Here is a 26,586-nt window from a genome sequence, read left to right on the forward strand (position 1 = left end):
CAGCGTTACTTCTTCGGGGACAACAGATGAACTCGTGGGCCATCTATTCACCGTGTACACCGCACTGCGTCACCTCCGCGCGACCTGAGGTGACGACAATGCAGACCGTGCGGAGGTGGCGCGGGGCGCTCGCGATGCTGGCCCGGACGGCTTCCACCCTGCGGGACGGCGAATTCCGGGCACCCGCGCGGCGGCTGTTGACCGAACTGGGGGTCGAGGTGGCGACCGACGCCGACCAGCTCAGCGTGCCCGGCGCGCGCGGCACGCTGGTCGTCGCCAACCACGTGTCGTGGCTGGACATCGTGGCGGCGCTGGCGATCGAGCCGGTCGCGTTCCTCGCCAAGCGCGAAGTGGGCCGGTGGCCGATGATCGGCCGGATCGCGCGGCGCGCGGGCACCCGCTTCATCAGCCGCGACGAGCTGCGCGGGCTGCCCGGCGTTGTCGCGGACCTGGCCGACACGCTGCGTTCCGGCCGGTCGGTCCTGGTCTTCCCGGAGGGCACGACGTGGTGCGGCCGGTACGGCGGGGTGTTCCGGCGCGCGGCGTTCCAGGCGGCGATCGACGCCGAGGCGCCGATCCGGCCGGTGACCTTCGCCTACCGCCAAGGCGACGAGCCGAGCACGATCGCGGCTTTCGTCGGCGACGACACGCTGGTGAACTCGCTGCGGCGGGTGACGCGGGCGCGTGACCTGCGGGTCGTGATCAGCGCGCACGAAGCGTTCGCCCCGGTGGGCGACCGGCGCGCGCTCGCGGCGCGGGCCGAGGCCGAAGTGCGTCGGGCCGCCCATGTTTGAGCTTCTCGACGGCATCGGCGAACTGCTCAAGGGCACGCTGGACTCGCCGTGGTTGTGGCTGATCGTGTTCGCGGTGGCCGCGCTCGACGCACTGTTCCCGTTCATGCCCAGCGAAACCACGGTGGTCACGGTCGCGGTGCTGCTGGGCTCGGACCTGCCGCGGCTCAGCCTGCTCGTCGCCGTCGCCGCGATCGGTGCGCTGGCCGGCGACTGCGCGTCGTACTGGATCGGCCGCCGCGCCGGGCCGCGGATGCTCGCCCGGCTGCAACGCGGCGAACGCGGCCAGGCCCGCTACGAATGGGCGCGGACGCAGGTGGACCGGCACAACGCGCTGCTGATCGTCGCCGCGCGGTACCTGCCCGGCGGGCGCGTCGCGAGTGGGCTGGCGACGGGCAGCATGGGCGTGCCGTGGCTCCGGTTCCTCGCGCTCGACGCGCTGGGCACGAGCATCTGGGCGGTGTACAGCGTGTGCATCGGTTCGGTGGGCGGTAATGCTTTCGACTCGCCGGGCAAGGGTTTGCTGTTGTCGTTCGCGCTCGGGCTGTTGCTGGTGGGCGCGCTCGAGATCGGTCGCCGGATACGCTCGCGGTATGCGGCACGACGAGTTCCTGACGGCGATCCGGACCCAGTGCGATGCGCTCCGCTCGGCGGCGCTGGCGGCGGGACCGGAAGCCGACGTGCCGACGTGTCCGAGGTGGACCGTTAGCCGGCTGGTCGGGCATATCGCGCGTGTGCAGTCGTGGGTGGTCAAGGCGCTGGCCGACCCGGGCGGGCGGGATGTGACGCCGGACCGGCCGCCCGCGGACTGGGCCGAGCTGGTCGACTGGTGGGACGCCCAGCGGACGACGATGGTCGACGGCATGGCCGATCCGGAGGCGCCGGCGTGGCTGCCGTTCGCGTCGTACCCGCAGCTCGCCGGCTCATGGGCGCGGCGGCAGGCGCACGAGGCGGCGATCCACCGGCTCGACGCCGAGCACGCGCTGGCGCTGTCCCCGCCGGTGGAGTTCGACGCGGAGTTCGCGTCCGACGGCATCGATGAGCTGATCACGATGATGGTGCCCCGGGGCGACTGGTCGAATTCTTCGTTCGAGGGCACGGTCCTGGTGCGGGCGACGGACACCGACCGCTCCTGGACGGTGCGGCTGTCGCCGGGCGTCCCGCCGTCTCCTGGCGCGGGCTCGCCCGACCTGACGATCGAGGGCCCGGCGGATGCGGTCTACCGGCAGGTCTGGGGGCGGCCGAGCCTGGCTGTGGTGACCGGGGATGTGGCGATGCTGGAGCCCCTCGCGTCGCCCTGAGCTGCGGCCAGGCAGGATGGGGCGGTGTCCGAACGACGTTATGTGATCACCTTCGGCTGTCCCGACCGCACCGGCATCGTGGCCCGGGTCGCCTCGTTCCTGGCGGATGCGGGTGGCTGGATCGTCGAGGCGGCGTATCACACGGATCCGGACACCGGCTGGTTCTTCACGCGCCAGGAGGTCCGGGCGGATTCGCTGGCGTTCGGGGTCGAGGAGTTGCGTTCGCGGTTCGCTGAGGTCGCGTCGTCGTTGTCCGCGGAGTCGAACTGGGGGGTCGAGGACACCGGAGTCCGGCGGCGCGTGGTGATCCTGGTGTCGAAGGACGGGCACTGCCTGTACGACCTGCTGGGGCGCGTCGCTTCCGGTGAACTGGATGTGGATGTGCGCGCGGTGATCGGCAACCACGATTCGCTGGCGGGAATCACCGAGGCACACGGGATTCCGTTCCACCACGTGAGTTTTGGTTCTGGTGATGACCGAGCGGCGGCGTTCGCTTCGGTCCGTGCCCTGGTGAACGCCCATGATCCGCATGCGGTCGTGCTGGCGCGGTTCATGCAGATCCTGCCGCCGGACCTGTGCGACGAATGGACCGGGCGGGCGATCAACATCCACCACAGTTTTCTGCCGTCGTTCATCGGCGCCCGGCCGTACCATCAGGCCCACCAGCGCGGCGTGAAGCTGATCGGCGCGACGTGCCACTACGTGACCGCGGACCTGGACGCCGGCCCGATCATCGAACAGGACGTCATCCGCGTGGACCATCGGGATACGGTGCCTGACCTGGTACGCAAGGGCCGGGACATCGAGAAGGTCACCCTGGCCCGCGGCCTGCGCTGGCACCTGGAAAGCCGAGTCCTGGTCCACGGAAACCGGACGGTGGTTTTTTAGCCGAACAGCACCCACGTTGCTGCGACCAAGATCGCGTAGACAACGGCGACCGCCGCGATGATGCGGGTGCGACGACGCTCGGTCCAGGTCGTGAAGCGCATCAGCCAGGCGAGCGCCGGTACGACGAGAATCGCATGCATGGCGACGAAATGCACGGGCTTCAGCGCGCCCGCCGTCGTATAGGCAAGTTGCGGCTGGCCACCCCGAGCCAGCGACACGCCGTCCGCGATCATGATCGCGCCGACGGCCAGGGCGGCGATCAGGACGACCAGCCCGAACCGCAGCGCAAGCAGCATGCTCGGCGACAGCCCGCTCGTCGACCGGAGCGCGGCGACGGTGAAGCCCAGCACGGTCACGATGATGACGCCACCACCGAGGGCGAGCGTCATCGAGACCACGGTGTCGAAGCCGGTCTCGAAGTTGAAATGCGACGGCACCCCGCGCCAGACCTGCATCGTCACGAGCGCGACCTCGACAACGCTCACCACGGTGAACGCCCCCAGCAGCACGTTTCGCGTCTTTTCGTTCATGCGCAGGAAGGACGCGGCCCACGCGAGCGTCGCCAGGGTGAGCCCGAACGACAGCCCGAACGTCATCGCCTTGCGGTAGGACAGCGGCCCCTCCCACGACGTGCCGGACGAGATCAGCACGACGAGGTGGACCAGACCACTCAGGAACAGGACCGCACCGACCTGATAGGCGATGCGCTCGATCGGACGGGCGTGCGTTTGCAGGATCGTCATGCGCAGAGCGTGCGCCTGCGGCACCGCCGAATCGTCACCCTACGAACGGCTCTGCCGCCTACGTTCCCCGTCGCACTACCTTGGCGTCAGATGTGAAACATTTTCCGGTAACGCTGGTCGGTCAGAGTTTTCCCGATGGGAAGGAGAACCTGATGAGGTTGGTCCGAGTACTGGGAATCCTGGCGGCCGTGGCCTTGCTCACCGCGCCGGAGGCGATGGCGGCGGACGGCGGCGCGCTCAAGCTGTCCGAGGCTACGACAGTGGGCGTACACAACACCTACACCAAGGACGCGTACAACTACCTCGCGCAGGGCCTGGACAGCGGCAGCTCGCTGATCGAGCTCGATGTGTGGGACAACATCTTCACCAAGACCTGGCAGGTCAGCCACCAAAACCCGCTCGGCAACGACAACAACTGCGTCGCGCCGTCGAACCTGTACGGGGGCAACCGCGACCAGAACTTCGGGACCTGCCTCGCCGACATCCGCACCTGGTTGGGCGCGCATCCGGGCGCGGGACCGGTCGTGGTCAAGGTCGAGCTGAAGCTCGGCTTCGACGACCGCGACGGGATGGGGCCCGACGAGTTCGACTCCTACGTCAAGGCCAACGCGGGCAGCGCGCTGTTCACCCCGGCCGACCTCATCGGTTCGTACTCCACTTTGGACGATGCGGCGAAGGCCAACGCCTGGCCGGCCCGCGACGGGATGGCAGGCAAGATGATTCTCGAGGTCATCCCCGGCACCGTCGAGCTGGCCAACCCGACCGACACCCTGCACACCGACGTCGAGTACGGGACCTACCTCAAGAACCTCAAGGCCGCGGGCACCCTGTCCAACGCGAGCGCGTTCGCCAGCGTGCTCGGCGCGAAGTCCGGCGACCCGCGCACCCAGTACGCCGACGCCTCGATCCGGCCGTGGTTCGTGTTCTTCGACGGTGACGCCAGCGCCTACATCGACGGCGGCATCGACACGTCCTGGTACGACACCAACCACTATTTCCTGATCATGACCGACGCGCAGAACGTGGCACCCGCGATCGACGGCGTCAACCCGACCGTCGACCAGGCCACCGACCGCGTGCACCTGCTCGCCGGCCACCACGCCAGCATCGCCAGCGCCGACTGGCGGACGCTGACGACCGTCCTGCCGCTCGTCCTCCCCCGAGGCTGAGCGGACTCCCCGACCGGCCTCCTTCCCGCCCGGGGAGGAGGCCGGTTTCAGTTCAGGCCAGTCCGGCGAGCTTGCCGAGCACGCCGTCGTAGATACGCTTCAGCCCGCCGGGAGCGAAGGTCTTCTCGAAGAACCCGCCGATCCCGCCCGCGCCCTGCCACGTCGTCTCGATCCGCACGATGCTCTTGCCGTCCGCCTCCCGCACGGTCCACGTGGTCACCATGCTGGAGTTCGCATCTGTCTCGACGAGCGTGCCGGGCTCCGGCTCGGTCACGGTCGCCGCGACGTCGCGCACCCGCTTCGACGTGGCCTGCAGCTTCCACGTCGCCTTCGTGCCCGCACCCTTGCCGCCCTCGGTGACCGCGTAGTCGAGGTACTGCTCGGTGAGGATCTTGGGGCGGGTGTCGGCATAGTCGGCGACGAGTTCGCGCACCTTGTCCGCCGGCGCGTCGATCGTCCGTTCCGCGGTGGCCGTGACCTGAGCCATTGCACTCCCCGATTCCGTTGTCGGTCAGTCGTCGAGGGCGACTCTAACGATCAGGCGAGCCCCTGTTTCGACAGCCAGCCCTTCGCCACATCCGTCACGGTGTCACCATCGGAATCGACCTGTTTGTTCAGATCACGCAGCTCCGGCGTGGTCAGTTTGGCACTCACCGCGTTCACCGCGGCCGCGAAGTCCGGGCCGCGCTCGTCAAGCACCTTCTGGTTCACGGCCGGCACGATGTTCTCCGTCGCGACGATGTTCAGGTCGTCCTGCAGCACGGTGTAGTCCGAGTCCGCGGTGGGCGGGCTGACCGAGTCGACCGGGATCACCGTCACCGCACCGGACTTGAGCTGCTCCAGCCGCGGCCCGGCCTCCTGCACGCTCTGGAACGTGACGTTCAGCTTGTAGGTGTCCCGGAAGCCGACGAAACAGTTGGCGCGCGTGCCGCACTCCGGCGGCCCGCCGAGCACGACCTTGTCGAGCTTCTTCAGGTCGCTGATCTTGGTCAGCCCCTGCTGCTTGGCAAGGTCGGACTTGACGATGTAGGTGTTCTTGTTCTCCGCCGGCGCGTAGTTGAGCAGGCCCACGCCCGACGGCTTGAGCAGCTCGGCGAGCTTGGCGTGCTCGGAGTCCGCGTCCTTCGGGGCGTCCTGGTTGAAGCCGGTGCTGATCGCGGCGCCCTGGTACTCCGGGATGAACTGCAGCTCACCGGACTTCAGCGACGGGTACACCAACTCGCGGGAGCCGATGTTGAACTTGCGCGTCACGGGGTAGCCCTTGGCCTCGAGCGCCTGCGAGTACAGCTCGGCGAGGATCTGGCTGTCGGTGAAGTTGAACGACGCCACGACGATCGGGTTCCCGCCCTTGCCCGCCGCGGCCGACTGGTCGCTTCCGCCACCGCACGCGGCCAGCCCGAGCACCGCGGCGGCGAGCACCACTCCCGCCTTGAAGCCCCTAGTCCAGCGCATCCTGTCCTCCCAGTTCGTGTGATCGCAGCCGACCCTAGCCGGGCCCACCGACAGAAACCACATGATGAGAAATCGACTGCTCGACGATCTATGCTCGCTCGGTGCGTGCGATCGTGCTGGCCGACTCCGACCGGCCCCTGTTCGAGTGGCGGTGGGTCGAGCGCAACGCCGACAACATCCTGCAGCGGCTCGGCGAGCATCTCGCGCTGACCGCGACGGCGCTGGCGGCCGGGCTCGTCGTGTCGATCGCGCTCGCGGTGCTCTCGCTGCGGTGGCGCTGGTTCTACCCGGTCGCGCTGGCCGGCGCCGGCGCCCTGTACGTGATCCCGAGCCTCGGCGCGTTCGCCCTGCTGGTCCCGTTTTTCGGGCTGTCGTTCACCACGGCGGTCATCCCGCTCGCGACATACACGCTGCTGATCCTCCTGCGCAACATCGTCACCGGGATCCAGCAGGTGCCGGCGGACGTCCGTGAGGCGGCGGTCGGGATGGGCTTCACGAGGGCACGGTTGCTGGTCAGCGTCGAGTTGCCGCTGGCGCTGCCGGTCGTGATCGCCGGCCTGCGGGTGGCCGCGGTGACGACGATCGGCCTGGTCACCGTCACGTCGATGCTCGGCATGGGCGGGCTCGGGTTCTTCATCCGGCAGGGCATCCAGACCACCACGCCGAACCCGACCGCGATCATCGTCGGCATCGTGCTGTCGATCGCGCTCGCCGTGGTGGTGGACTTCCTGCTCTGGCTGTCGGAACGGCTGCTCGCCCCGTGGGCGCGGAAGAAGGTGCGCGCATGAGCAACATCTTTTCCGAGGCGTGGGACTGGCTCGGCGAACCAAATCGCTGGAGCTGGAGCGACCCGGCGGGCATTCCCTATCGGACTGTCGAGCACCTGAGCTTTTCCGCGCTGTCACTGGTCATCGCGGCGGCGCTGACGGTGCCGACCGCGCTCTGGCTCGCGCATTACCGGCGCGGCGCGTTCCTCGCCAGCAGTCTGGTCAACATCGGCCGCGCGATCCCGAGCTTCGGGTTGATCATCCTGTTCTGGTTCCTCGCGAGCCGGTGGGAGCTGAACACGGATTTCTGGCCGCTGCTGATCGCGCTCGTCGCGCTCGCCTTGCCGCCGCTGTTCACGAACACCTATGCGGGCGTGATCTCGGTGGACGCCGATGCCGTGGACGCCGCGCGCGGCACCGGGTACACGGAGGCGCAGATCATGTTCCGGATGGAGCTTCCGCTGGCACTGCCGGTGATCCTCGCCGGCGCGCGGGTCGCGTTCCTGCAACTGGTCGCGACGGTCGCGATCGGCGCGATCGTGAACGACGGCGGCGGCCTCGGACGGTACATTGTGGACGGTTTCGCACAGGGCCGCGCCGGCTACGGCGAGATCCTGGCCGGCGGCCTCGCGGTGATCGTGCTGGCGCTGCTGTGCGAGGGGGCGTTCTCCCTGATCACCCGGTTCGCGGTGCCGAAGGGATTGAACCTGGAGAACGCAAAGCAGCCGCAAACGCTGTGAGCTCGGGGCCCAGCGAGCGGTCCTCGTTGACGGGCGGCACGAGCGCGCCGATCCAGCGGTAGGTTTCCCGCAGTGCGGGTGCGCCCGGTTCGCTCCGCAGGGCGTGCGCCTGGTGCGCGGTGATCAGCTCGCACGCGGTGATGACGAACAGGTGGTCGCAGGCTTCGCGCAGTTGCTCGCCGGCCTGGAGGCCGAAGATCTGGACGTCCTCCTGTCCGGACGAAGTGTCGAGCGAGCCGAGCGACGCCGCGGTCGCCGACCGGCGGAGGGCGTGGAGTTCGCCGACGGCGCGCTTGTGCAGGGGCGAAAGGCCCGCCTGCGGGCCCGGATCGGGCGTGAGCTGTGCGGGCAGGCCGCTGAAGCGTTCGTCGAGCAGGCGGTGCGTCCGTTGCACGCTGATCTCGCCGAGGTGCACGAGCGCCGCGGCCACGGCGTCCATCCGCAGCCCGAGTTCGGCGGGGTGGAATCCGGCTGTGGAAACGAATTCGCCGTCGAGGAACGATGGCGAGTCGGTCGGGGCCGCGAGCGTGCGCTCAACGGCGTCGGTTAGGTCTGCGACGACGCGGCGCGCGTGCGCAATCGCTTGCGGCCCAACACGAACGGACACCGGAGCCTGCACGACCTGCCGCGCTGTGGCGCCCTCGGTCAGCACCCGGATCCGGTCGAGTACCTCGCCGAGCACCGGATCGGGTCCGGCGAGTTCGGGGCGGTAAATCCCACGTGGGGCGCCGAGTGCGTCAATGGTCAGCGCGGTCGCAAGGATCTGGAATTCGACCAGCTCCGCAGCCGTAGCCGCACGGTGGATCGCGTGCGCGGTCGCGATCGGCGCGCCCTGGATGAGAGTCATACCCTCCTTCGGGCCGGGCCGGTACGGCGGGACGCCACGGCGCGCCAACGCTTCCGCCGCAGCGAGCCCGTCGCGCATCGTGCCCAGGCCGAGAAACGTCTGGAACGCATGGGAAAGCGGGAGGATCTCGCCCGCCGAACCACTTCCGGTCGCGGGCACGGCCGGGATGAAATCGTCGTTGAGGCGGTCGGCGAGAAAGCGCACGGCGTCCGCGCTCGCCCCACTCTCCGGGGTGAGCAAACCACGTAACCGCACCGCGAACAGCGCCCGCACGTCGGCTTCCGGCAACCACGGCGGCCCGCCGACCGCCCGCCCGACGAGCAGGCGCGACTGGTGGTCGGCCTGCTGTTCGGGGGTGAGCGGGGTGTCCGCCAGCCGGCCCATGCCGGTGTTGACGCCGTACACCGGCGCATCGGTGAGCGCGGCGAGAACGATCTCACGCTGCGCGGCGACGGTCTTCAGCAGCTGGTCGTCGAGCTGGACCCGCTCACCCGCGGCGATCCGCCGGATCGCGGCGACGTCGAGATCCCCGGGAACGCGGACGATCACGCGACCGGCTTGGCGAGGCCCTCGATGACTTCGGCGCCGGGCAGCGCGGCCAGCAGTTCACCGGTCACCAGCAGCTTGCTGCCGCGGACGCCACTGCCGATCACGAGCTCGGGCGACTCGGCGACTGCCTGGTCGATCAGGATGGGCCAGTCCGCGGGCAGGCCGACCGGGGTGATGCCGCCGTACGCCATGCCGGTGAGCTGGACGGCTTCGTCCATCGGCGCGAACGACGCCTTGCGCACGTCGAGGCGCCGCTTGATGACGCCGTTGACGTCGGCGCGGGTGGTGGCGAGAACCAGCGCGGCGGCGTAGCGGATCTCGCCCGCCCGCTTGCCGGCGACGACCACGCAGTTCGCCGAGGCGGACATGGGCGAGCCGTAGGCCTCACAGAACGCGGCGGTGTCCGCCAGTTCCGGATCGATCTCGACGGCACCGGCGTCGGGGTTCGCGAGCGCGGCCAGCGCCTTGGCGACCGGCTCCGCGAGAAGGTCCGTGCGCTGCTCGGCCGGTACAACGGTCAGGGTCCCGGCGATGGTCCAGTTCCTCATGACGCTGAGGCTAGCGGGCGGCTACCAGTTCTTGCCGCCGCGCTGGACCTCGATCAGTTTCGGCCGGACGTCGACGAGGTAGACCAGCACGGCGACGATCCCGGCGAGCCAGAACAGGCTGCCCGCGCCGCCGTAGCCGAACAGGCCCATCGCCACGGTGCCGGCGCCGGTGATGGCCAGCCAGATCGGCTTGGTCTTGCGGTCCGCGGCGGTGAACGCGTCGGCCCGCTGGATGAGCGCGTGGAAGAACGCGACAAGCCCTGTGAGGGTCCCGGCGTAACCGATGACCGTCATGATCCATTGCGCGATGAGCGGCACTTGTCCAGCCTACGTCCCTTCACCCCCGCCTGACCTGTCCCCTGTGACCAGAATGCCACGAAGAGCCCGGCCCGCACACGGGGTGCGCGGCCGGGCCGTCCGGAATCGGTGCTCAGTCCTCAGTTTTGGGCGCGGCGGCGGGCTTCTTCGGCGCCTTCGCCGGGGTCGTCTTCGGCTTGGGGGCCACGGCCTCCTCGACGTCCTCGATCTTCTCGGCGACCACTTCGGCGTCCACGGCCGCCTTGTCGCCCTCGGTGCGGGTCTTCTTCGCGGCCAGGCCCAGGACCTCCTCGACCCGCTCGCGGGCGTCGGTGCCGACACCTTCCAGCTGGTCGATGACGGCCTTCACGCGCGGCTCGGCGACGAACTTGTCCCACGCCTGCTCACCGTTCTCGGCGAGCCTGTTGTACAGCTTGAGCGCGGCCTCGGTGTACTCGTCGATCAGCTTCCGCAGCTCCGCCGGGTCCAGCTTCTCGCGCAGCGAGGTCACGTCGGTGGGCAGCTCCTCGAAGTTCTTGCGCGCCGCCTCGCTGCCTTCGGTGACCCGCTCACGGGCCTTGCCGACCACGTCGGCGACGGCCTGGCCGGCCAGGTTGCCCGCGCCCAGCGCGGCGAGCAGCGGGGTGCGGAGCTGCTCCACAGCGGTGTTCACGGCCTTGCGCACGTCATCGGTGCTCGTCATGGTGCTCACTCTCCTCAGGAGGAAGTTCTGTCGGGTGGTTGTTCTCTCGACGGAAGGACCCGTACACGTCGAGCAGCACCTGCTTCTGCCGCTCGGTGAGCGCGGTGTCCGCGCGGATCGCGTCCGGCACGGGCCCGCCGGCGGGTTGGTCGAGAATGCCGGCCTGCACGTACAGCGCCTCCGCGGAGATCCGCAGCCCCTTGGCGATCTGCTGCAGGATCTCGGCGCTGGGCCTGCGGACCCCGCGTTCGATCTGGCTCAGGTACGGGTTCGACACCCCGGCGAGCTTCGACAGCTGCCGCAACGAGATCTTCGCGTTGTTGCGTTGCTGGCGGATGTACTCACCGATGTCCGAAGCGATGCTGCCGACTTTCTCGATCGGCCCAGCCTGCGAGCTGGTGAGGTTGTCTCCCTCGTCTGCCATCCGGCTCATCTCCTCGCGACATCTCTTACGGTACCCGCGAGTGCTAGCTATTGCAAGCGCCCTGCATGCAACCATCGGGTGACCTTGCCTCGAACCAGGAGATCGCCTGGTCCACCGCCATTTCCACGGTCACGGAGGTGGTGTCGAAGAGCTGGACGGACGGGTGGAAGGTACCCGCGTGCTTGCGGAGCCAGTCGGTGAATTCGAGGGTCTCCGCGATGCGCGGCTCGTCCCATTGCCGCCACGCGGGCCGTGCGCGCAGACGCCGCGCGAGCACCTCGGGCTCGGCGACGAGGGCGAGGTAGTGGATCTCCGAGAACAGCGCACGTTCCGGCAGGTTCTCGAATTCGGGCGGCACGACGGTGCCGCACAGCACGACCGGCCGGCCGTTCTGCCCGATCATGGCGGCCATCCGCAGCCAGGTGGCGCGGAACTCGGGGTGGCCGTTGACGTCGTCGCGCAGCCCGCCGGTCCACAGCACGTCCTGTTCGAGCACCACCGCGCGACCACCGAGTCGCTCGGCGAGCGCCGGGCCGACCGTCGACTTCCCGCCGCCGCTGGGCCCGGTCAGCGCGAACAGCGGCAGCCGCCGGAACGGCCAGCGGTGACCGCAGCGGGCGCACACCCTCGTCGGTCCGTCGACGATCGGCGCTTCCGCACGGTCACCGCAGGCCGGGCAGATCCGCGGGTCGAGCATTTAGTCGAACAGGTTCTCGAGAAAACCGCGCCGGCGATGCCCGCCGTGATACGGCCGGGGCGAGTCGTCGTACCCGCCGCCGTAGGGCCGGGGTGAGTCGCGGTAACCGCCACCGCGATACGGCCTCGGCGAATCACCGTGGTCACCCCGGTACGGCGGCGGCGAGCCGTAGTAAGCACTTTCCGCGCCCGCGATCTGCTCCAGCTCACCGCGGTCGAGGAAGATCCCCCGGCATCCCTGGCACTGTTCGATGTGCACGCCGTTCTTGTCGACGGTACGCATGACGTTCTGACATTTCGGACAAATCACCCCGCCAGGGTACGCACGTCAGCAAGCACAGAGGCAGAACGGATGTCCGTCCGGGTCCGCATACACGTGAAAGGTCTCGTGCGAGTCGTCGAGCAGCTTCGCGCCCAGCGCCAGCGCGCGCTCGCGACCGGCCGCCAGATCGTCGACCCGCAGGTCGAGGTGCAGCTGTTGCGGCACATCCTGACCAGGCCATTGCGGCGCCCGGTAATCGTCGACGCGCTGGAACGAGATCATCACGCCGCCGGGGCCGGACAGGTCGGCCCAGTACGCGTCGCCGTCCTGGTTCAGCTCGGGCTGCCCCCAGTCGAGCAGCGCGCCGTAGAACTCGCCGAGCAGCTTGGGGTCGGGACAGTCCAGGACGACAGTGCCGAAGGTCGGTACCGCACTCATACTCCGCTCCTTTCGATAACCAGCGAAGCGAGTATGCGGGTTATGTCGTACGGGCACAACCGGCATCCGGCTTACACTGGTTAGGTGGCCGGTTCATCCGCGGATGCCTCGCTCGTCGTGGACTTCCTCAACACCGTCGACGTCGAAGAGGGCACCGACCTGCTGAACCAGGCCGCGAACTGGCACGAGTGGGCGAAGGAGCGCGGGCTGTCCCCGGACGCACTGCGGACGGTGCGCACCGCGCGCGACGCGTTGCGCGCGGCGGTCGGCGATCCGGACGCGAAGGCCGCGCCGCTCGTGGTGCCCGTGCACATCGAACTCACCGCCGGCGCGCCGACGCTGTCCGCGCCGGGTGCGCTCGGCGCGGTGCTGGCGGCCGCGACCCGCTTGGCGGTACTCGGCGAGTGGGATCGCGTCAAGATCTGCCCGGCGGACGACTGCCGGTGGGCCTTCTTCGACGAGTCGCGCAACCGTTCGCGGACGTGGTGCTCGATGCGCGTCTGCGGGAATCGCGAAAAGGCACGGGCCTGGCGGGAACGCCGGTAACCCCCGAACGAGTTACCCACAGAAGACCCTGTGGATAACTACCCGATCTGTGGACAACCTGCCGAAGTCGCAGGTCAGAGTCGGTGGAAAGAATCACCCGAGCGGCCGAGTGACTTACCCCTGTGGATAGGGCACACGGTCTGCTAGCGTGAAACTCGTATTTCACTGAGAAAACCGACCAGGGCGGTGACAGTGGCCGGAAAGTCTGCCTGCGAAGCCGTGGCCGTGTCCGCGCCGGCGGCCGAGCTGGGTGAGTCGCCGCTGTGGACCGACGGCATCGGACTGCGATGGCTCGACGTCCCCGGCCAACGGCTGCACACGCTCGATCTCGACGGCCGGCACAGTTGTGTCGCCTTGTCGACTCGGGTGACCGCAGTGGAACTGGGGCCGGGCGCGGAATTGCTCGCGGTGACAACGCACGGGTTCGCTTGGCTGGATCCCGCGACCGGCCACGCCGAGCAGTTCGCCTCAGTCGTCGTGGAACCGGTGTCGATGAACGACGGCGGTATCGATCCGAAAGGCCGATGCTGGGCCGGATCCGCCGTCCGCGACGGAAGCCGGCGCGGCGCGCTCTACCGCCTCGACGGTCGCGAACTCACCACGCACGTGGAGCGGCTCGCGATGTCCAACGGGATCGACTGGTCACCCGAGGGCGACGAGCTGTACCACGTCGACAGCACCGCCGGGACGGTCACGGCCTGGGAGTTCGACCTGGAGTCCGGCGAGCTGGGGCGCCCGCGCCTGCTGCGCCAGGTGCCCGCGGAGACCGGCCTGCCGGACGGGCTGACCGTCGACGAGGACGGCGGCGTCTGGCTGGCAGTCTGGGGATCGGGACAGGTGTGGCGACTCGACCCGGCGACCGGCGACCGGACCGCGATCGTCGACGTACCAACGAAATGTCCGACGAGCTGCGCGTTCGGCGGCGCCGATCTGTCCACTTTGTACATTACGACGGCGGACACCGATGGCACCGGCGGCCTGCTGTACACCGCCGAAGTGCCGGCCCGGGGTCTTCATCCCCATCGCTTCTCCGGAGGTACCCGATGCGCGTAGCACTCGTGACCGGCGCGTCCCGCGGGATCGGTGCAGCCTCGGCGCGCCGGCTGGCCCGGGACGGCATGGCCGTGGCGATCAACAGCTATCCCGACGGGGAGATGCTCGCGCAGGCCAAGGAAGTCGCGGAGGACATCCGGTCGGCGGGCGGCGAGGCCGTCGTGTTCGCCGCCGACATCGCGGACGCCGAAGCGGTCGACGAGATGTTCACCGACTGCGAGCAGCAACTCGGGCCGGTCGGCGCGCTCGTGCTGAACGCCGCCGCGACCGGACGGCTGCCGTGGGACGAGATCGCCGAAGACGCCTGGGACAAGGTGTCCGCGGTCAACCTCAAGGGCGCGTTCCTGTGCTCCCGCCGCGCGTTCGGTGGTTCGCGCGGGCAGGACGGCGGCGCGATCGTCACTCTCAGCAGCGTGCACGCGAAAATCGGCGCACCACAGTCCCTGCACTACTCGACGACGAAGGCCGGGATCCTCGGCTTCACCCGCGGGCTCGCCCGCGAACTCGGCCCGCGCGGTATCCGCGTCAACGCCGTGATGCCGGGCGCGATCCAAACCGAGGAAGAGCTGGAATCCTTCCCCGACCAGGAAGAAGTCCGCCGGCGTGTGCTGGACAACCAGATGCTGCAGCGCCGCGGCCTCGCCGACGACATCGCCGCCACGGTCAGCTTCCTGCTCAGCCCGGACAGCGGCTTCATGACCGGGCAGACCCTCTGCGTCGACGGCGGCTGGGTGCTCCTTTAGAAGATCGCTTGCGCCACCGAATAAATCACCAGGCCCGCGAGCGCACCGACGACCGTGCCGTTGATGCGGATGAACTGCAGATCGCGGCCGACCTGGAGTTCGATCTTGCGCGAGGTCTCCTCGGCGTCCCAGCGCTCCACGGTGTCGGTGATGATCGTGGTGATCTCACGCGAGTAGTGAGTGACCACATAAGCGGCCGCACCCTCCAGCCAACCGTCCACTTTGGACCGTAGCTCGTCGTCGGCGACGAGGCGTTCGCCCAGGGAGATCAGGCCGTCGCGCACGCGCAGCCGCAGTTCGCTCGACGGGTCCTCGGCCGCGGCCAGCAGCATGCCCTTCGCGGTGGTCCACGCCGAGCCGATCAGCCGCTGCACGTCGGGATGGTTCACGACCTGCTGCTTGACCTGCTCGGCCCGCGCCATCGTGTCCGGGTCCTTCTGCAGGTCCTGCGCGAACTCGCCGAGGAACTTGTCCACCGCAAGCCGCATCGGGTGGTTCACGTCGGTCTTCACCGCCCACGCGAACGACAGCACCTCGCCGTACACCTTGTCCGCGAGCATCGCGTCGACGAACTTCGGCGACCAGCTCGGTGCCCGGTCCGACACCACGCGCAGCACGGTGGAGTGGTTGTCGCGCACCCACTCGTACGCGCGGTCGCAGATCAGGTCCACCAGCTTGTAGTGCGCCCCGTCGGCGAACACCTGCTCCAGCAGCTTGCCCAGCGGCGGCCCCCATGGCTGGTCGAGCAGCCGCTTGACCACGGCACTCTCGAGCACGGCCTGCACGTCTTCGTCCCGCAACACCGTGACCAGGCCGCGCACGAGCGTCGCCAGCTCGGAGGTCACGCGCTCGGCGTTGTCGCGCTGCGCGACCCACTCGCCGAGCCGCCGCGTGACACCGGCCCGGCGGAGCTTGTCCCGGATCACCTGTTCCGACAGGAAGTTGGTGCCCACGAAGTCGCCGAGGCTGTCGCCCAGTGCGTCCTTCTTGTTCGGGATGATCGCGGTGTGCGGAATCGGGATCCGCAGCGGATGGCGGAACAGCGCTGTCACGGCGAACCAGTCGGCCAACGCGCCGACCATGCCGGCCTCCGCGGCCGCCCGCACATACCCGACCCAGCCGGTCCAGCCGGCGGCCTCGGCCCAGCTCGTCAGGGCGAACACGACCGTCGCCCCGAGCAGGAAGGACAGGGCGACGAGCTTCATCTTCCGCAATCCGCGCCGTTTGGCCTGCTCAGCGGCCAGGCCACCGGGCGGGTCGGCGAGGGTTGTTTGCTCCACACCCCCATTGTCCGTGAGGATCGTCAATTATGCGTGTACCTGCCCTCATCCCCCGGTTGCGACCCTTCAGCTCGACCATCTTCGCCGAGATGACAGCGCTCGCGGTGCGGACCGAAGCGATCAACCTCGGTCAGGGTTTCCCGGACACCGACGGCCCCACGGGAATGCTCGACGCCGCGAAGAACGCCCTGTACGGCGGGGCGAACCAGTACCCGCCGGGCCCCGGCCGCGCCGAGCTGCGCGCCGCGATCGCCCGGCACCGGACGCGCTACGGGCTCGAGTACGACCCGGACACCGAGGTCCTGGTCACGGCCGGTGCGACGGAGGGCATCACCGCCGCGGTACTCGCGCTCACCGAGCCCGGCGACGAGGTGCTCGTGATCGAGCCGTACTACGACTCCTATCCCGCGGCGGTCGCGATGGCCGGCGCGACCCGACGGACCGTGCCGCTGGCGGCGGGTCAGGACGGGCGATTCGTCCTCGACGTGCACGCACTGCGGGCCGCGGTCACCCCCGCGACCAGGGCGATCCTGGTCAACTCCCCGCACAACCCGACCGGCACCGTGTTCACCGCGCCCGAGCTGTCGGCGATCGCGGAACTCTGCGTGAAGAACGACCTCATCGCGATCACCGACGAGGTGTACGAGCACCTGACCTACGACGGCGCCGAGCATCGCCCGCTGGCGACCTTCCCCGGGATGCGCGAGCGGACGGTGTCGGTCTCCAGCGCGGGCAAGACGTTCAACTGCACGGGCTGGAAGATCGGCTGGGTCTGCTCGACCCCCGAGCTGGTCAACGCGGTGAAGGCGGCGAAGCAGTTCATCACGTTCGTCTCCGGCGGCCCGCTGCAGCCGGCGGTCGCTTACGCGCTCGACCACGAGCTGCCCTGGGTCGACGGACTGCGGGAATCGTTGGCGGGCAAGCGTGACCGGCTCTCGGCGGGATTGGCGGAAGCCGGATTCGCGGTGCACCCGAGTCTCGGCACGTATTTCGTCTGTGCGGACGTACGGCCGTTGGGCTATTCGGACGCGACGGAGCTCGCCTGGCAGCTGCCGGAACGGGTCGGGGTGGTCGCGGTACCGGTCAGCGTGTTCACCGACCACCCGGACGAGTGGAAGCACTTGCTGCGGTTTGCTTTCTGTAAGCGTGACGAGGTCCTCGACGAGGGCATCAAACGCCTGCACAAGCTGCGCTAAGCGTGGTCGTACCCCTGTTTCTCGAGCGCCCGGCGGAGGCGATCGAGCGCGCGGCGGCGTAGCGGGCCGACCGAGCCTGGCGGAATGCCCAGCTTGACGGCGATTTCCGCGTGGGTGAGCCGGGCGTCACCGGCGAGCAGGTGGATCAGCTCGCGATGCCGCCCCGGCAGCCGCTCGATTGTCTGCCACAGCACGCGATCCCGTTCGGCCGCCAGCAGCGCGTGCTCGGGTGAGCGCGCCGGCCCGGCCGGATCCTGGTCCGCACAAGGGATTTCCCGCCGGCGGGCGGTCAGCGTGTGCAGGGCCTGGCGGCGGGCCGTCGTCGCGAGCCAGGCCGGCAGGCGCGCCGGGTCGCGCAGTCCCGCCGGCAGCTGCGCGAGTTTGAGCCAGGTGCTCTGGCAGACGTCGAACGCGTCGGCGTCGGCGAGCCGGTAGGACCGGGCAATTCCCAGTACCAGCGCGGAAAGCGCGCGTACCAGAACGCGCCACGCCCCTTCGTCCCCGCTGGACGCGCGGTCGAGCAGGTCGCCGAAATCGAGCTGGGCCATGGTTCTCGTCTCCGTCCTGCCGATCGGCCACTCCACGTATTTCGGACGCGACGCATCGCGACACGGCTCCGGGAAAACACTGGTCAGCGGCAAGTTGAGTAGTCGTACTCAGCGACAGCACCGGATCCGGCCGGCGGAAGGCGATACCCAGAGTGATCGTTGTCTGGTTAGATGCACGCAAGCCGGTGGCTCTGTTCGGCCGTCTGGGGTGGATCGAACGCTTTCGAGATGAAACACTCGCCAGCGATGCTAGAAATGGCCGGGTTCCGCACGGCGGATGACCAGGTCGAACACTGCGTCGACAAGATCAACTCAGGATTCGCCCGGACTGGACCGAGGCCCGGATGGTGGTGATGGCGGTGAGGGATGTGGAGGTCACGCACCGCGCCGTCCCGCCATGGGGCAAGGTGCTGCTGGCCGCGGGCTTCGCGCTCGCCGGCTGGCTCCTCGCCGGATTGCTCGGCGGCGCCACCGCCTCGGCCGATGAGGCACCCCAGGGCAATCCGCCCAGCACGACACAGCCGACCGGGCTCCTCGGCGGGTTGCTGAACACCACGCTGACGACCCTGACCGGCACCATCAACCAGGTGACCAGCACAGTCGCCACCACGGTGCAGGCGACCGTCGGCACGGTCACCGGCACCGTCGACACCCTCACCAGCACGGTGACCGGCACGACCAACTCCATCGTCGCGCCGGTCACGTCGACGCTCATCGCACCCACGACGACGCCGGCCTCGAAGCAGCCCGAAACCACGACACGGACCCGCGTCGACACCGTCGCGCCGCAGCAGCCCGTGGCGGCCGCCGTCCGGCCGGCTCCCAAACCCGAGCCCGCCGCGGTGACCGCCGCAGCCCAGCCGGCCATCAAGCACAAGCAGCAGCCGGCACGGCCTGCCGCCGTGGCGCCGAAGCCGCAGGCACCCGTGCCCGAGCACACGGTGCAGGCGAAACGCACCCCACCCGCGCCGGTGCCGAGCGCGCCGGGCGGGCAGTCCTGCAGCACCGTCGCGGCGCATGACGCCGGCGGCAACTCCAAGCACCACCTGGCGATTCTCGACGCCCGCACCGACGCCGCGCACCTGGCGCCGATCGGTGTTCCCCGCGGGCACGCGCAGGTCGACAACAGCCGCGAAGCGGCGCTGCCGACCACCTCTCCCGACTGACCCCACCTCGGTTCCGCGGGTGACCCACACCCAAAACAAGATCAACTTCACTGGGTTCCGAGGGCTTTCTCATGCACACCACCAAGCTTCCCGACCGGCCGACCACGTCAGGCCGGTTCGGGCTCCGGTCCCGGCGACGCGCTGCCCCCGTGGCGCCGGGACCCGCAGGCACGCGTCGGACCGTGCTCACCGCGCCGAGCACGGCACCGATGCGCGCCTAGCCGCGGCGTCCGCCGGCACGTCGAGGGGCGGTGCCGGCGGACCGACCGCGGCGAAACGACAGCCGGTGCGCCGGGTGAACCCACCTGGCGCACCGGCTGTTCTCATGTCACCGGGCGAGCAGGTACTCCCACGACCACGGCGCCGGGGGCCACGTCCTGGGTGACCACGGCGCCTGCGCCGACCACGGCGTCCGCGCCGACCACCACCCCCGGCAAAATGACCGCGCCCGCACCGAGGAACGTCCGGGGCTCCAACACCACCCCACCGCAAACCGTCGTCAACGGACTCAGCGACGCGTAGTCCCCGATGACCGCGTCGTGGCCGATCACCGCATTCGCATTGACGAAGACATGCCGTCCGAGCACGGAATCCGCTTGAATCCGGACCCCGGCCATGATGAGACATCCCGGCCCCAGCGAAACTCGGGATTCGAGCGAGGAATTCGGATGCCGCAGCAACGCCGGTTCAGCACCGTGGCCCGAAGCGAATTGGTCGAGTCGCTGGCGCACCGACGGTTTCGCAATGCCGATCGTGTAGTTCGCATCAAGCTCGGCCAGACAGTCGTCGTCGCCGATCACGGGAATCCTCGAGCTCGGCTCCCGATCGAGAAAACCGACGATCTCATGGATGCGGCGACGGCCGTTGATGTCGTCGACGAGGGCCGGAAGTTGACGAGCAAGGCCACCGGCACCGAACACGACAAGTGCACGACGTCGCTTGGTTCTGAACATGGATCGGGTACCACCCAGCGTGCGTCCTGGTCGGCGACATCACCAGTGTTGCCTGGTTTCGCCGCCATCCTGAACAGAGCCGACTTGCACCGGCTGTTCTCATGTCACCGGAACGACATTCGCCTCGCCGCGGACGGATGCGGCGGCGAGGCTGATCCGCCGCATGGCTTCGTCGAGACGGTCGGGTGGCTGCGAGAACGGCAGCCGGATCCAGCGTTCGAGGCCGCCGTTCGCGGCGAACCGGGAACCTGGCGCCAGCAGCACACCCCGGCTCGCCGCGGCGACCGCGAGCCGGGTGCTCATCGGCTCGGGAAGCTTGCACCACAACCAGAATCCGCCGTCCGGAAACCGGAACGTCCACTCTGGACAGTGCTCGCGCACCGCGGCCGCCAGCGCGTCCCGTTGCGTGCGAACGGTTTCGCGTCGCCGGCGCAGCGGCTCGGGGTCGATGAGCAGCTCCGACAACACGAGCTGCTCGAACACCGGCGAACCGAGATCGCTGCCATACCTCGCCGAGGACAGCCGGGACAGCAAATCCTCCGACGCCCGCATCCAGCCGATCCGCAGCCCGCCCCAGTACGACTTCGACGAGCTGCCGACGAGGATCGACCAGTCACCGGCGGCGAACGGCCTTGGTGCGACGGCATTTCCGAAGTCCAACTCGACGAGCGTCTCGTCGACGACGACGGGTGTGCGCGCCTTCGTCAGCAGCGCCGCGAGCCGTTGCCTGCCCTCGTCGTCCATCCGCAGGCCGGTCGGGTTGTGGAAGTCCAGGATCAGGTACGCCAGCCGCGGGGCCGCCTGGCGCAGCGCGGCCTCGATGCCCTCGAAGTCCCAGCCGTCCCGGTCCAGCGCGACCGGCACCGGCAGCGCGTGCGCGGCACGGATCGCCTCCAGCGCGTTGGGATACGTCGGCTGCTCGACCAGCACACGGTCGCCGGGGCCGGCGATCATGCGCAGGGCCAGCACGAACGCGTGGTGCGCGCCGTTGGTGATCATGATCTGCGTGGGTGAGGTCGGCAGCCCGCGATCGGTGTAGCGCTGGGCGATCCGCTCCCGCAGCGTGACCAGGCCGCGCTCGCCGTAACCGGTTCCGGCGAACTCGTCGACCAGCTTGCGCCGCGCGGCGTCGACCGCGGCTGTCATGCCGGGAGCGGCGGGCGCGGACGCGCACACGAAGTCGATGTCGTCGGTGTCCGGTGTGGACCGGATCGGCGCGCTGCCCCCACTGCTCGGCGACGTGATCCACGAACCGGCGCCGCGGCGGCTCGCGACCAGGCCGGCCTCACGCAACCGGTCCAATGCGGCACCGATCAACGTGCGGCTCGCGCCGAGCGCGTCGGCGAGCTCGCGCTCGGCGGGCAGCTGGGTGCCGATCGGCAGGTGACCGTCGAGCACCTGCAGTTCGATCGCGGACGCCAGCGCGACCGCGCCTTGGCGCGAGCCGCGGCGCCACGACCCCAGCAGGACGGCCAACCGCTGGCCCGAGATCCGACCGCCGATGTTCATAAGACCAATACTTGCATATTGGCTCTGGATTGACAGTCCAATGCCACGGAGGATCAAGGAGTGGCTTCGCTCGAACTCGACCCGGTGCGCGTGACCGTCAGCCCCTGGCGCCGCTTCCCGCAACTACTGCTCGGCCTCGCGCTCTACGGCGCGAGCATGGCGATGATGACCAGGGCCGGCCTCGGCCTCGACCCGTGGGACGTGCTGCACGACGGGCTCACGAAACGCACCGGCCTCACGTTCGGCACCATCGTCGCGATCACGTCGGTCGCCGTGCTGCTGCTGTGGATCCCGTTGCGGCAGCGGCCGGGCGTCGGCACCGTACTCAACGTCGTCGTCATCTCGATCACCGTGGACCTCGTGCGCGCGGTACTGCCGCCACAGCACAGCCTCTGGGCGCAGATCCCGCTGCTCGTCGGCGGTGTCGTGCTGAACGGACTGGCCACCGCCGCGTACGTCGGCACGCGGCTCGGGCCCGGTCCGCGGGACGGCCTGATGACAGGACTGACCGCGCGGACCGGGTTTTCGGTCCGGGTGGCGCGCACGGCGATCGAGGTCGCCGTGCTGGCGGCGGGCTGGCTACTCGGCGGGAGCGTCGGACTGGGGACCGTGCTCTACGCCGTCACGATCGGCCCGCTGACGCAGGCCTTCCTACCGCTGGTGGTGTGGCGTCACCGCGCGGTCAGGAACTGATCGGGCCGCAGCGCCCGCGACACGATCCGGGTGTCGCCGAGCCAGCCGTAGAAGCCCTGCCCGTACTTGCCGCCACCCTGGGTGCCACCGATCGCGAACGGCTTGCCGACCGTGCTGATGCCGTTCGAGTCGAGGCCCGCGTTGCGCGCGATCTTCGAGCCGTCGACGTAGACCGACGTGTGGTGCCCGTCGTTGACGACCGCGATGTGCGTCCAGCGGCCGGGCGGCAGGGCGTGGCTCCAGCAGGTCGGGTCGTCGTTCTGGTTCACCGGGTAGACGACGAACTGCAGGAAGCGCTCGGACGTCACGTTGAGGCTGCACGGCGCGTCGTCCTGGGACCAGCCGCCGTCCTTGCCCGCGTCACCGGCACGGCCTTCCCAGCTGAAGATGCCCATCCACGCGTGGTCGCCCACGAACGGCTCCGGCAGCTTGATGAACGTTTCGAGGGTGTACCCGCCCTGGAACTTCATCGTCGCCAGCGGCGCGCTCGCGCTCGTGTGCAGCACGGCGCCGCGGTCGTGGGCGCCGTCGAAGCGGAGGCTGCCGTGCGCGGGCTGCGCCTCGTGGTACTCGGCGGAGTACTTCAGCACCTCCGGACCGCTGGCGCCGATCCGCTGCACCGCCAGGTCGTTGCCCCTGCCGGACAGGTCAGGCGCGGCGGTGGCGGCGTCGCCGTCCTTGCCCTCGAAGCGCCAGTACGCGACGGTGCCGGGAACCAGCACCGCGCGCGGCGGCAGTGCGGGGATCGGCTTGCCGGGGAACCGCTGGTGGAAGTCGATCTCGATGGTGAAGCGGTCGACGTCGCCGCTCAGCTCGCGGGTCTCGGCTTCGAGCGTGGACGGGTTCCGCTTCGACAGCAGCCACGGCGAGAACGTCTCGACCTCGATGGCGTTGCGGGCCAGGTCGAACGTGTAGTACCGGATCATGCCGGCGCCGCCGTAGTAGCGGTCCTGGTAGTTGGTGATGTGCAGGTGCACGGGGTTGCCGTGGTCGTTGGTCTGCACCGTGCGCGCGGCCGGCCAGTAGTGGCCGCCCATCGCGAGGAAGATCTGGTCGTAGCGGCGGATCAGGCCGTCCCACATGTGCCGGCCGTTGTCCGAGATCGTCGCGCTGCCGTCGTCGTTCGGCCAGACGATGTCGTGCGTGGTGAGAATCGTCGGTACGCCGGGGTTCTGGTCGAGCACCTGCCGCGCCCAGGCCAGCCCCTTGTCGGAGGTACGCCAGTCCAGCGCGAGCACGAGCCACGTGCGCCCGCCCGCGCGGAAGGAGTGGTACGTGTTGTAGCCGTCCGGGGAGGCGCCGCGGAACGTGTCGGACCGGGCGAACCGGCGCGGGCCGAACGTGCGCAGGAAGGGCGTGTCGCCGCGCTGGTCGTCACCGGACACGTCGTGGTTGCCGCCGAGCACGCTCCACGGCAGCTTGCCGTCGATGGCGCGGAACACCGGGTCGGCCGAGGCCATCTCGGCTTCGGTGCCGTGCTCGGTGACGTCGCCGAGGTGCGCCAGGAACACGATGTTGTCCTCCTGCCGCTGCCGCAGCAGGTATCGCAGCGACTCACGCACCGGCTCGGGATCGGTGCCGCCCTCGTCGAAGAGGTACTGGGTGTCCGGCATGACCGCGAGCGTGAACCGCGCCGCGGCCGGGTCGGCGGGACCGGATGTCGCCTCGGTGGCCTCGGCGGTGGTGCCACCGAGGAGCAGCGAGGACGCCGCCACCGCGGCGGGGGTGCCGACCGCGGCCTGCAGCAGTGCGCGGCGACCGAGACCGCGGGATCTGGGGGGCTGATCCATGACCTTTTTCCTCCTATGTCTGGAATCGGCCCCAGTGTCGTGATCATGGCTGGCCCGGCGGTGAAGCGAGGCGGAACGTTCAGGAAAGGGCGGCCCGCAACTTGGGTGCGTCCACGTCGAAGCGGGCCAGCACGTCGGCGGCGGGTCCGCGCAGCACGGTGAGCGCGACGAGGATGTGCTCGGAGCCGAGGTTCTTCTCGCCCCGCTCGACCACCTCGCGCAGGGTCAGCTCCAACGTCCGCTTCATGTCGTCGGCGAAGGGGAGGTGCCCGGCCTTCTTGTCGCGGCTGGTTCCGGCGAGTGCGCCCGGGCCGTGGAGCTCCTCGATCCGGTCGATGATCTTGTCGACGTCGATGCCGAACTCGCCCAGCGCCTCGGCGTCGGCCTCGCTGATCCCGGCGCGGCGGCGGACCCGGGCGGCCTCCGCGACGACTTCGTCGATCGGGACGCCGAGTCTGATCAGCAGTCGCGCGGCAGCACTCTCCCGCCCGCGAAGCAGCGCGACCAGCAGGTGAAGTGGCGTGACCTCCGGGGCACCGACCTCGGTCGCGTCTCGGTGCGCTTCGACGACGACCTCGCGGGCGTCCTTCGTGAACCTCTCGAACATCAGTTGCCTCCATGCTTCTTGTGCACGGCCTGCCGGCTCACCCCGAGCTCGGCCGCGATCTCCTGCCAGGACCAGCCGTGCCTGCGCGCACTGCGCACCTGCACGACTTCGAGTTGCTCCAGCAGCCGCCGCAGGGCGGCGACGGCCCGCAACCCCACCCGGGGATCGCGGTCGCCCGCGCGGGCGGCCAGGTCGGTTGCCTCAGTCATGATGTCAACATAGGTTGACACCGCGGCGGTGTCAACTTTGGTTGACAGACTGCTAGGCCTGGAGGTGCAGGCTGTTTTCCATGGCCGCGAAGGCGCGTCGCACACAATCGGGCAGTTCGCCCGCAGTGCAGGAGGGCAGCCACTCGTCCAACGCACAGCGCCAGGTAGCCACGCAGAACTCGATGAGCAGTCGCAGTTCGAGACTGCGCTGGTCGCCGAGCCGGTGTGCGATCTCCGACTGGATCTCCGCACAGTGCCGCAAGGAATATCCGTTCAGCGACGGCGACTGCTCGATCAGCCTGAGCGTGACCGGGAAGCGCCGGTACCAGTTCTCGTCCATGCGGTCGAGGGTGGCCAACATCGCGTCGCGGAAGACATCCGCGAGCGACCCGGATTTTTCCGTCGCATCCAGCACGTCGAGATAGGCGCTCCAGAGTTCTTTGACGGCGGTGAACGCCACGTCTTCCTTCGAGCGGAAGTTGCGGAAGAAGGTCCGCTTCGACACCTCGACCGCATCGAGCAGCGCGTCGAGAGGCGTGGTGTCGAACCCGCGCTCGCTGAACATCGAGAGCGATGTTTCCACCAGGGCCTGGTGGGTGCGCATCTTCTTCCGTTCGCGCAGGGTGGCGGGCTGCCCAGAGGTCGTCATCATGGTCAGTCTATCGAACGGGCTCCCACGAAGCATATGCTTCAGTGAAGCAAACGCTACACAGTGGCACATTAAGGCGAAGGAGATCCGACTGTGCGTGCCCTCGTTGTCGACCACACCGCGAAAGCGCACCTCTCGCCGGCCCAGGTCGCAGACCCGGTACTCGCGCCCGGCGAGGCGCTGGTGCAGGTCGAAGCGTTTTCGCTCAACTACGGCGAGGTCGTCGGCGCCACCAACCCGGACACTCCGGACGGCGCCGTGATCGGCTGGGACGCGGCGGGCGTAGTGGCGCAGGCGGCGGCCGACGGATCAGGCCCTGCCGCGGGGACCCCGGTGGTCACGCTGGGCGAGGCCGGTTGGGCCGAGCTGCGGGCGGTCCCGGCCACCCGGCTCGGTATCGTACCGGACGGCGCCGATTTCGGTGCCATCAGCACGATTCCCGTTGCCGGTCTGAGCGCCCTGCAGGTGCTGCGCCGCATGGGGCAACTCCTCGGGCGACGGGTGATGATCACCGGCGCTTCCGGTGGTGTCGGCCGCTACGCGGTGCAGCTCGCCGCTCGTGCGGGCGCGGAGGTCGTGGCGATCAGCGGGAACCCCGCCCGGGAACGCGGGCTGAAATCGCTGGGAGCGCACGAGGTGTACACCGATCCGGCCGAGGTCGGCCGGCCGGTGTTCGCGGTGCTGGACAACGTCGGCGGCCGGCAACTCGTGGACGCCTTCGCCGCGCTGCAGGCCGGCGGTGTGCTGGTGAGCGTCGGCCGGTCGTCCGAGGCGGACGCCGTCCTCCCGCCCAAGGCCTTGCAGGGCACCGACGGACGACACGACCGGTCGATCCGCACTTTCTTCCTTTTCGCCGACCCCACCACCGACTTCTCCGCCGACCTGACCTGGCTGGCCGCCGAGGTGGCCGCCGGCCGCCTCGATCCCGGAATCAGCTGGCGCGGCCCGTGGACCCGCTACGACGAGGCGGCCCAAGCCCTGCTCGACCGCCGCCTGCACGGCAAAGCGGTGCTGGACGTCGCCTGAGCG

33 protein-coding genes are annotated in these 26,586 nt (G+C 69.4%); 14 read left to right on the forward strand and 19 right to left on the reverse strand.

The window, feature by feature from the left end; all coding sequences use genetic code 11:
• The first annotated feature begins 98 nt into the window (after positions 1–98).
• Genes LOZ83_RS08910 through purU form a run of 4 tightly spaced genes read left to right on the forward strand, consistent with a single transcriptional unit; the run spans position 99 to position 2,980 of the window.
• Positions 99–794 carry a 1-acyl-sn-glycerol-3-phosphate acyltransferase gene (locus LOZ83_RS08910; RefSeq protein WP_236789819.1) on the forward strand — a complete coding sequence of 232 codons (696 nt, stop codon included), beginning with the start codon at positions 99–101 and terminating at the stop codon, positions 792–794.
• The gene (locus LOZ83_RS08915; RefSeq protein WP_236789822.1) at positions 787–1,500 is read left to right on the forward strand and encodes a DedA family protein; all 714 of its coding nucleotides are present in this window, start codon (positions 787–789) and stop codon (positions 1,498–1,500) included. The genes LOZ83_RS08910 and LOZ83_RS08915 overlap by 8 nt, the downstream gene beginning before the upstream one ends.
• On the forward strand, positions 1,385–2,092 hold the full coding sequence (locus LOZ83_RS08920) for a maleylpyruvate isomerase family mycothiol-dependent enzyme (protein ID WP_236789823.1): 708 nt from the start codon (positions 1,385–1,387) through the stop codon (positions 2,090–2,092). The genes LOZ83_RS08915 and LOZ83_RS08920 overlap by 116 nt, the downstream gene beginning before the upstream one ends.
• Before the next feature lie 24 nt (positions 2,093–2,116).
• Positions 2,117–2,980 (forward strand): formyltetrahydrofolate deformylase, encoded by an 864-nt coding sequence (purU, locus tag LOZ83_RS08925; RefSeq protein WP_236789824.1) that lies wholly within the window; start codon positions 2,117–2,119, stop codon positions 2,978–2,980.
• On the opposite strand, the gene LOZ83_RS08930 is transcribed toward purU, so the two are convergent.
• Positions 2,977–3,723, reverse strand: a complete 747-nt coding sequence (locus LOZ83_RS08930; RefSeq protein WP_236789825.1) for a hypothetical protein — start codon at positions 3,721–3,723, stop codon at positions 2,977–2,979. The genes purU and LOZ83_RS08930 overlap by 4 nt on opposite strands.
• 152 nt (positions 3,724–3,875) lie before the next feature.
• Here LOZ83_RS08930 and LOZ83_RS08935 point away from each other — a divergent pair, with 152 nt between their 5' ends.
• Positions 3,876–4,892 carry a phosphatidylinositol-specific phospholipase C domain-containing protein gene (locus LOZ83_RS08935; RefSeq protein ID WP_236789826.1) on the forward strand — a complete coding sequence of 339 codons (1,017 nt, stop codon included), beginning with the start codon at positions 3,876–3,878 and terminating at the stop codon, positions 4,890–4,892.
• A 52-nt stretch (positions 4,893–4,944) separates the two neighbouring features.
• Here the strand turns inward: LOZ83_RS08935 and LOZ83_RS08940 are convergent, their stop codons facing one another.
• On the reverse strand, positions 4,945–5,379 hold the full coding sequence (locus LOZ83_RS08940; protein WP_236789827.1) for an SRPBCC family protein: 435 nt from the start codon (positions 5,377–5,379) through the stop codon (positions 4,945–4,947).
• A gap of 50 nt (positions 5,380–5,429) precedes the next feature.
• On the reverse strand, positions 5,430–6,344 hold the full coding sequence (locus tag LOZ83_RS08945) for an ABC transporter substrate-binding protein (RefSeq protein WP_236789828.1): 915 nt from the start codon (positions 6,342–6,344) through the stop codon (positions 5,430–5,432).
• 101 nt (positions 6,345–6,445) lie between these two features.
• On the opposite strand from LOZ83_RS08945, the gene LOZ83_RS08950 reads away from it, so the two are divergent.
• Together LOZ83_RS08950 and LOZ83_RS08955 are read left to right on the forward strand one after the other, a co-directional pair.
• A complete protein-coding gene (locus tag LOZ83_RS08950; protein ID WP_236789829.1) occupies positions 6,446–7,132 on the forward strand; it encodes an ABC transporter permease in 687 nt (228 codons plus the stop codon).
• Positions 7,129–7,851 carry an ABC transporter permease gene (locus tag LOZ83_RS08955; protein WP_236789830.1) on the forward strand — a complete coding sequence of 241 codons (723 nt, stop codon included), beginning with the start codon at positions 7,129–7,131 and terminating at the stop codon, positions 7,849–7,851. Before LOZ83_RS08950 ends, LOZ83_RS08955 begins: the two co-directional genes overlap by 4 nt.
• Here the strand turns inward: LOZ83_RS08955 and LOZ83_RS08960 are convergent.
• From LOZ83_RS08960 to LOZ83_RS08995, 8 genes are all read right to left on the reverse strand, one after another.
• Positions 7,787–9,244 (reverse strand): aromatic amino acid lyase, encoded by a 1,458-nt coding sequence (locus LOZ83_RS08960; RefSeq protein WP_236790739.1) that lies wholly within the window; start codon positions 9,242–9,244, stop codon positions 7,787–7,789. The genes LOZ83_RS08955 and LOZ83_RS08960 overlap by 65 nt on opposite strands.
• A complete protein-coding gene (locus LOZ83_RS08965) occupies positions 9,244–9,795 on the reverse strand; it encodes a YbaK/EbsC family protein (RefSeq protein ID WP_236789831.1) in 552 nt (183 codons plus the stop codon). The genes LOZ83_RS08960 and LOZ83_RS08965 overlap by 1 nt, the downstream gene beginning before the upstream one ends.
• A 21-nt stretch (positions 9,796–9,816) precedes the next feature.
• Positions 9,817–10,113 (reverse strand): DUF2516 family protein, encoded by a 297-nt coding sequence (locus tag LOZ83_RS08970; RefSeq protein ID WP_236789832.1) that lies wholly within the window; start codon positions 10,111–10,113, stop codon positions 9,817–9,819.
• Positions 10,114–10,225: 112 nt separating this feature from the next.
• Positions 10,226–10,795 carry a hypothetical protein gene (locus LOZ83_RS08975; protein ID WP_236789833.1) on the reverse strand — a complete coding sequence of 190 codons (570 nt, stop codon included), beginning with the start codon at positions 10,793–10,795 and terminating at the stop codon, positions 10,226–10,228.
• A complete protein-coding gene (locus LOZ83_RS08980) occupies positions 10,779–11,219 on the reverse strand; it encodes a helix-turn-helix transcriptional regulator (protein WP_236789834.1) in 441 nt (146 codons plus the stop codon). Before LOZ83_RS08980 ends, LOZ83_RS08975 begins: the two co-directional genes overlap by 17 nt.
• Positions 11,220–11,262: 43 nt before the next feature.
• Positions 11,263–11,916 (reverse strand): AAA family ATPase, encoded by a 654-nt coding sequence (locus tag LOZ83_RS08985; RefSeq protein ID WP_236789835.1) that lies wholly within the window; start codon positions 11,914–11,916, stop codon positions 11,263–11,265.
• The gene (locus tag LOZ83_RS08990) at positions 11,917–12,225 is read right to left on the reverse strand and encodes a zf-TFIIB domain-containing protein (RefSeq protein WP_308190200.1); all 309 of its coding nucleotides are present in this window, start codon (positions 12,223–12,225) and stop codon (positions 11,917–11,919) included.
• An 18-nt stretch (positions 12,226–12,243) separates the two neighbouring features.
• Entirely contained in the window at positions 12,244–12,615 is a 372-nt protein-coding gene (locus LOZ83_RS08995) for a VOC family protein (RefSeq protein ID WP_236789837.1), read from the reverse strand.
• Positions 12,616–12,699: 84 nt separating this feature from the next.
• Here LOZ83_RS08995 and LOZ83_RS09000 point away from each other — a divergent pair, with 84 nt between their 5' ends.
• The 3 genes from LOZ83_RS09000 (at position 12,700) to LOZ83_RS09010 (ending at position 14,957) form a co-directional block, all read left to right on the forward strand.
• Complete coding sequence (locus tag LOZ83_RS09000) at positions 12,700–13,161, forward strand: CGNR zinc finger domain-containing protein (RefSeq protein WP_236789838.1); 462 nt, start codon at positions 12,700–12,702, stop codon at positions 13,159–13,161.
• Positions 13,162–13,353: 192 nt separating this feature from the next.
• Entirely contained in the window at positions 13,354–14,214 is an 861-nt protein-coding gene (locus LOZ83_RS09005) for an SMP-30/gluconolactonase/LRE family protein (RefSeq protein ID WP_236789839.1), read from the forward strand.
• Entirely contained in the window at positions 14,205–14,957 is a 753-nt protein-coding gene (locus LOZ83_RS09010; RefSeq protein ID WP_236789840.1) for an SDR family NAD(P)-dependent oxidoreductase, read from the forward strand. Before LOZ83_RS09005 ends, LOZ83_RS09010 begins: the two co-directional genes overlap by 10 nt.
• Here the strand turns inward: LOZ83_RS09010 and LOZ83_RS09015 are convergent.
• Complete coding sequence (locus LOZ83_RS09015) at positions 14,954–16,237, reverse strand: DUF445 domain-containing protein (protein WP_236789841.1); 1,284 nt, start codon at positions 16,235–16,237, stop codon at positions 14,954–14,956. The genes LOZ83_RS09010 and LOZ83_RS09015 overlap by 4 nt on opposite strands.
• A 29-nt stretch (positions 16,238–16,266) precedes the next feature.
• Between LOZ83_RS09015 and LOZ83_RS09020 the strand changes: the two genes are divergently transcribed.
• A complete protein-coding gene (locus LOZ83_RS09020) occupies positions 16,267–17,433 on the forward strand; it encodes a pyridoxal phosphate-dependent aminotransferase (RefSeq protein WP_236789842.1) in 1,167 nt (388 codons plus the stop codon).
• On the opposite strand, the gene LOZ83_RS09025 is transcribed toward LOZ83_RS09020, so the two are convergent.
• On the reverse strand, positions 17,430–17,981 hold the full coding sequence (locus LOZ83_RS09025) for an RNA polymerase sigma factor (RefSeq protein ID WP_236789843.1): 552 nt from the start codon (positions 17,979–17,981) through the stop codon (positions 17,430–17,432). The two genes, LOZ83_RS09020 and LOZ83_RS09025, sit on opposite strands and share 4 nt — an antisense overlap.
• A gap of 359 nt (positions 17,982–18,340) precedes the next feature.
• Between LOZ83_RS09025 and LOZ83_RS09030 the strand changes: the two genes are divergently transcribed.
• Positions 18,341–19,147, forward strand: a complete 807-nt coding sequence (locus LOZ83_RS09030) for a hypothetical protein (RefSeq protein WP_236789844.1) — start codon at positions 18,341–18,343, stop codon at positions 19,145–19,147.
• Between the two features lie 323 nt (positions 19,148–19,470).
• Here the strand turns inward: LOZ83_RS09030 and LOZ83_RS09035 are convergent, their stop codons facing one another.
• On the reverse strand, positions 19,471–20,100 hold the full coding sequence (locus LOZ83_RS09035; RefSeq protein WP_236789845.1) for a NeuD/PglB/VioB family sugar acetyltransferase: 630 nt from the start codon (positions 20,098–20,100) through the stop codon (positions 19,471–19,473).
• 99 nt (positions 20,101–20,199) lie between these two features.
• Positions 20,200–21,609 (reverse strand): PLP-dependent aminotransferase family protein, encoded by a 1,410-nt coding sequence (locus tag LOZ83_RS09040; RefSeq protein WP_236789846.1) that lies wholly within the window; start codon positions 21,607–21,609, stop codon positions 20,200–20,202.
• Positions 21,610–21,669: 60 nt separating this feature from the next.
• Between LOZ83_RS09040 and LOZ83_RS09045 the strand changes: the two genes are divergently transcribed.
• Positions 21,670–22,302 (forward strand): YitT family protein, encoded by a 633-nt coding sequence (locus LOZ83_RS09045; RefSeq protein ID WP_236789848.1) that lies wholly within the window; start codon positions 21,670–21,672, stop codon positions 22,300–22,302.
• On the opposite strand, the gene LOZ83_RS09050 is transcribed toward LOZ83_RS09045, so the two are convergent.
• From LOZ83_RS09050 to LOZ83_RS09065, 4 genes are all read right to left on the reverse strand, one after another.
• Complete coding sequence (locus tag LOZ83_RS09050) at positions 22,281–24,092, reverse strand: LamG-like jellyroll fold domain-containing protein (RefSeq protein WP_236789849.1); 1,812 nt, start codon at positions 24,090–24,092, stop codon at positions 22,281–22,283. The two genes, LOZ83_RS09045 and LOZ83_RS09050, sit on opposite strands and share 22 nt — an antisense overlap.
• Positions 24,093–24,171: 79 nt before the next feature.
• Positions 24,172–24,699: a Clp protease N-terminal domain-containing protein gene (locus LOZ83_RS09055; protein ID WP_236789851.1), complete on the reverse strand. Its 528-nt coding sequence runs from the start codon at positions 24,697–24,699 to the stop codon at positions 24,172–24,174.
• Complete coding sequence (locus LOZ83_RS09060; protein WP_236789853.1) at positions 24,699–24,908, reverse strand: helix-turn-helix domain-containing protein; 210 nt, start codon at positions 24,906–24,908, stop codon at positions 24,699–24,701. Before LOZ83_RS09060 ends, LOZ83_RS09055 begins: the two co-directional genes overlap by 1 nt.
• Positions 24,909–24,960: 52 nt before the next feature.
• Positions 24,961–25,674, reverse strand: a complete 714-nt coding sequence (locus LOZ83_RS09065; protein WP_236789854.1) for a TetR/AcrR family transcriptional regulator — start codon at positions 25,672–25,674, stop codon at positions 24,961–24,963.
• On the opposite strand from LOZ83_RS09065, the gene LOZ83_RS09070 reads away from it, so the two are divergent.
• On the forward strand, positions 25,651–26,583 hold the full coding sequence (locus LOZ83_RS09070; RefSeq protein WP_236789855.1) for a zinc-binding dehydrogenase: 933 nt from the start codon (positions 25,651–25,653) through the stop codon (positions 26,581–26,583). The genes LOZ83_RS09065 and LOZ83_RS09070 overlap by 24 nt on opposite strands.
• Positions 26,584–26,586: the final 3 nt, after the last annotated feature.

The organism is Amycolatopsis sp. GM8 (assembly GCF_021653975.1).
GTDB lineage: Bacteria > Actinomycetota > Actinomycetes > Mycobacteriales > Pseudonocardiaceae > Amycolatopsis_E.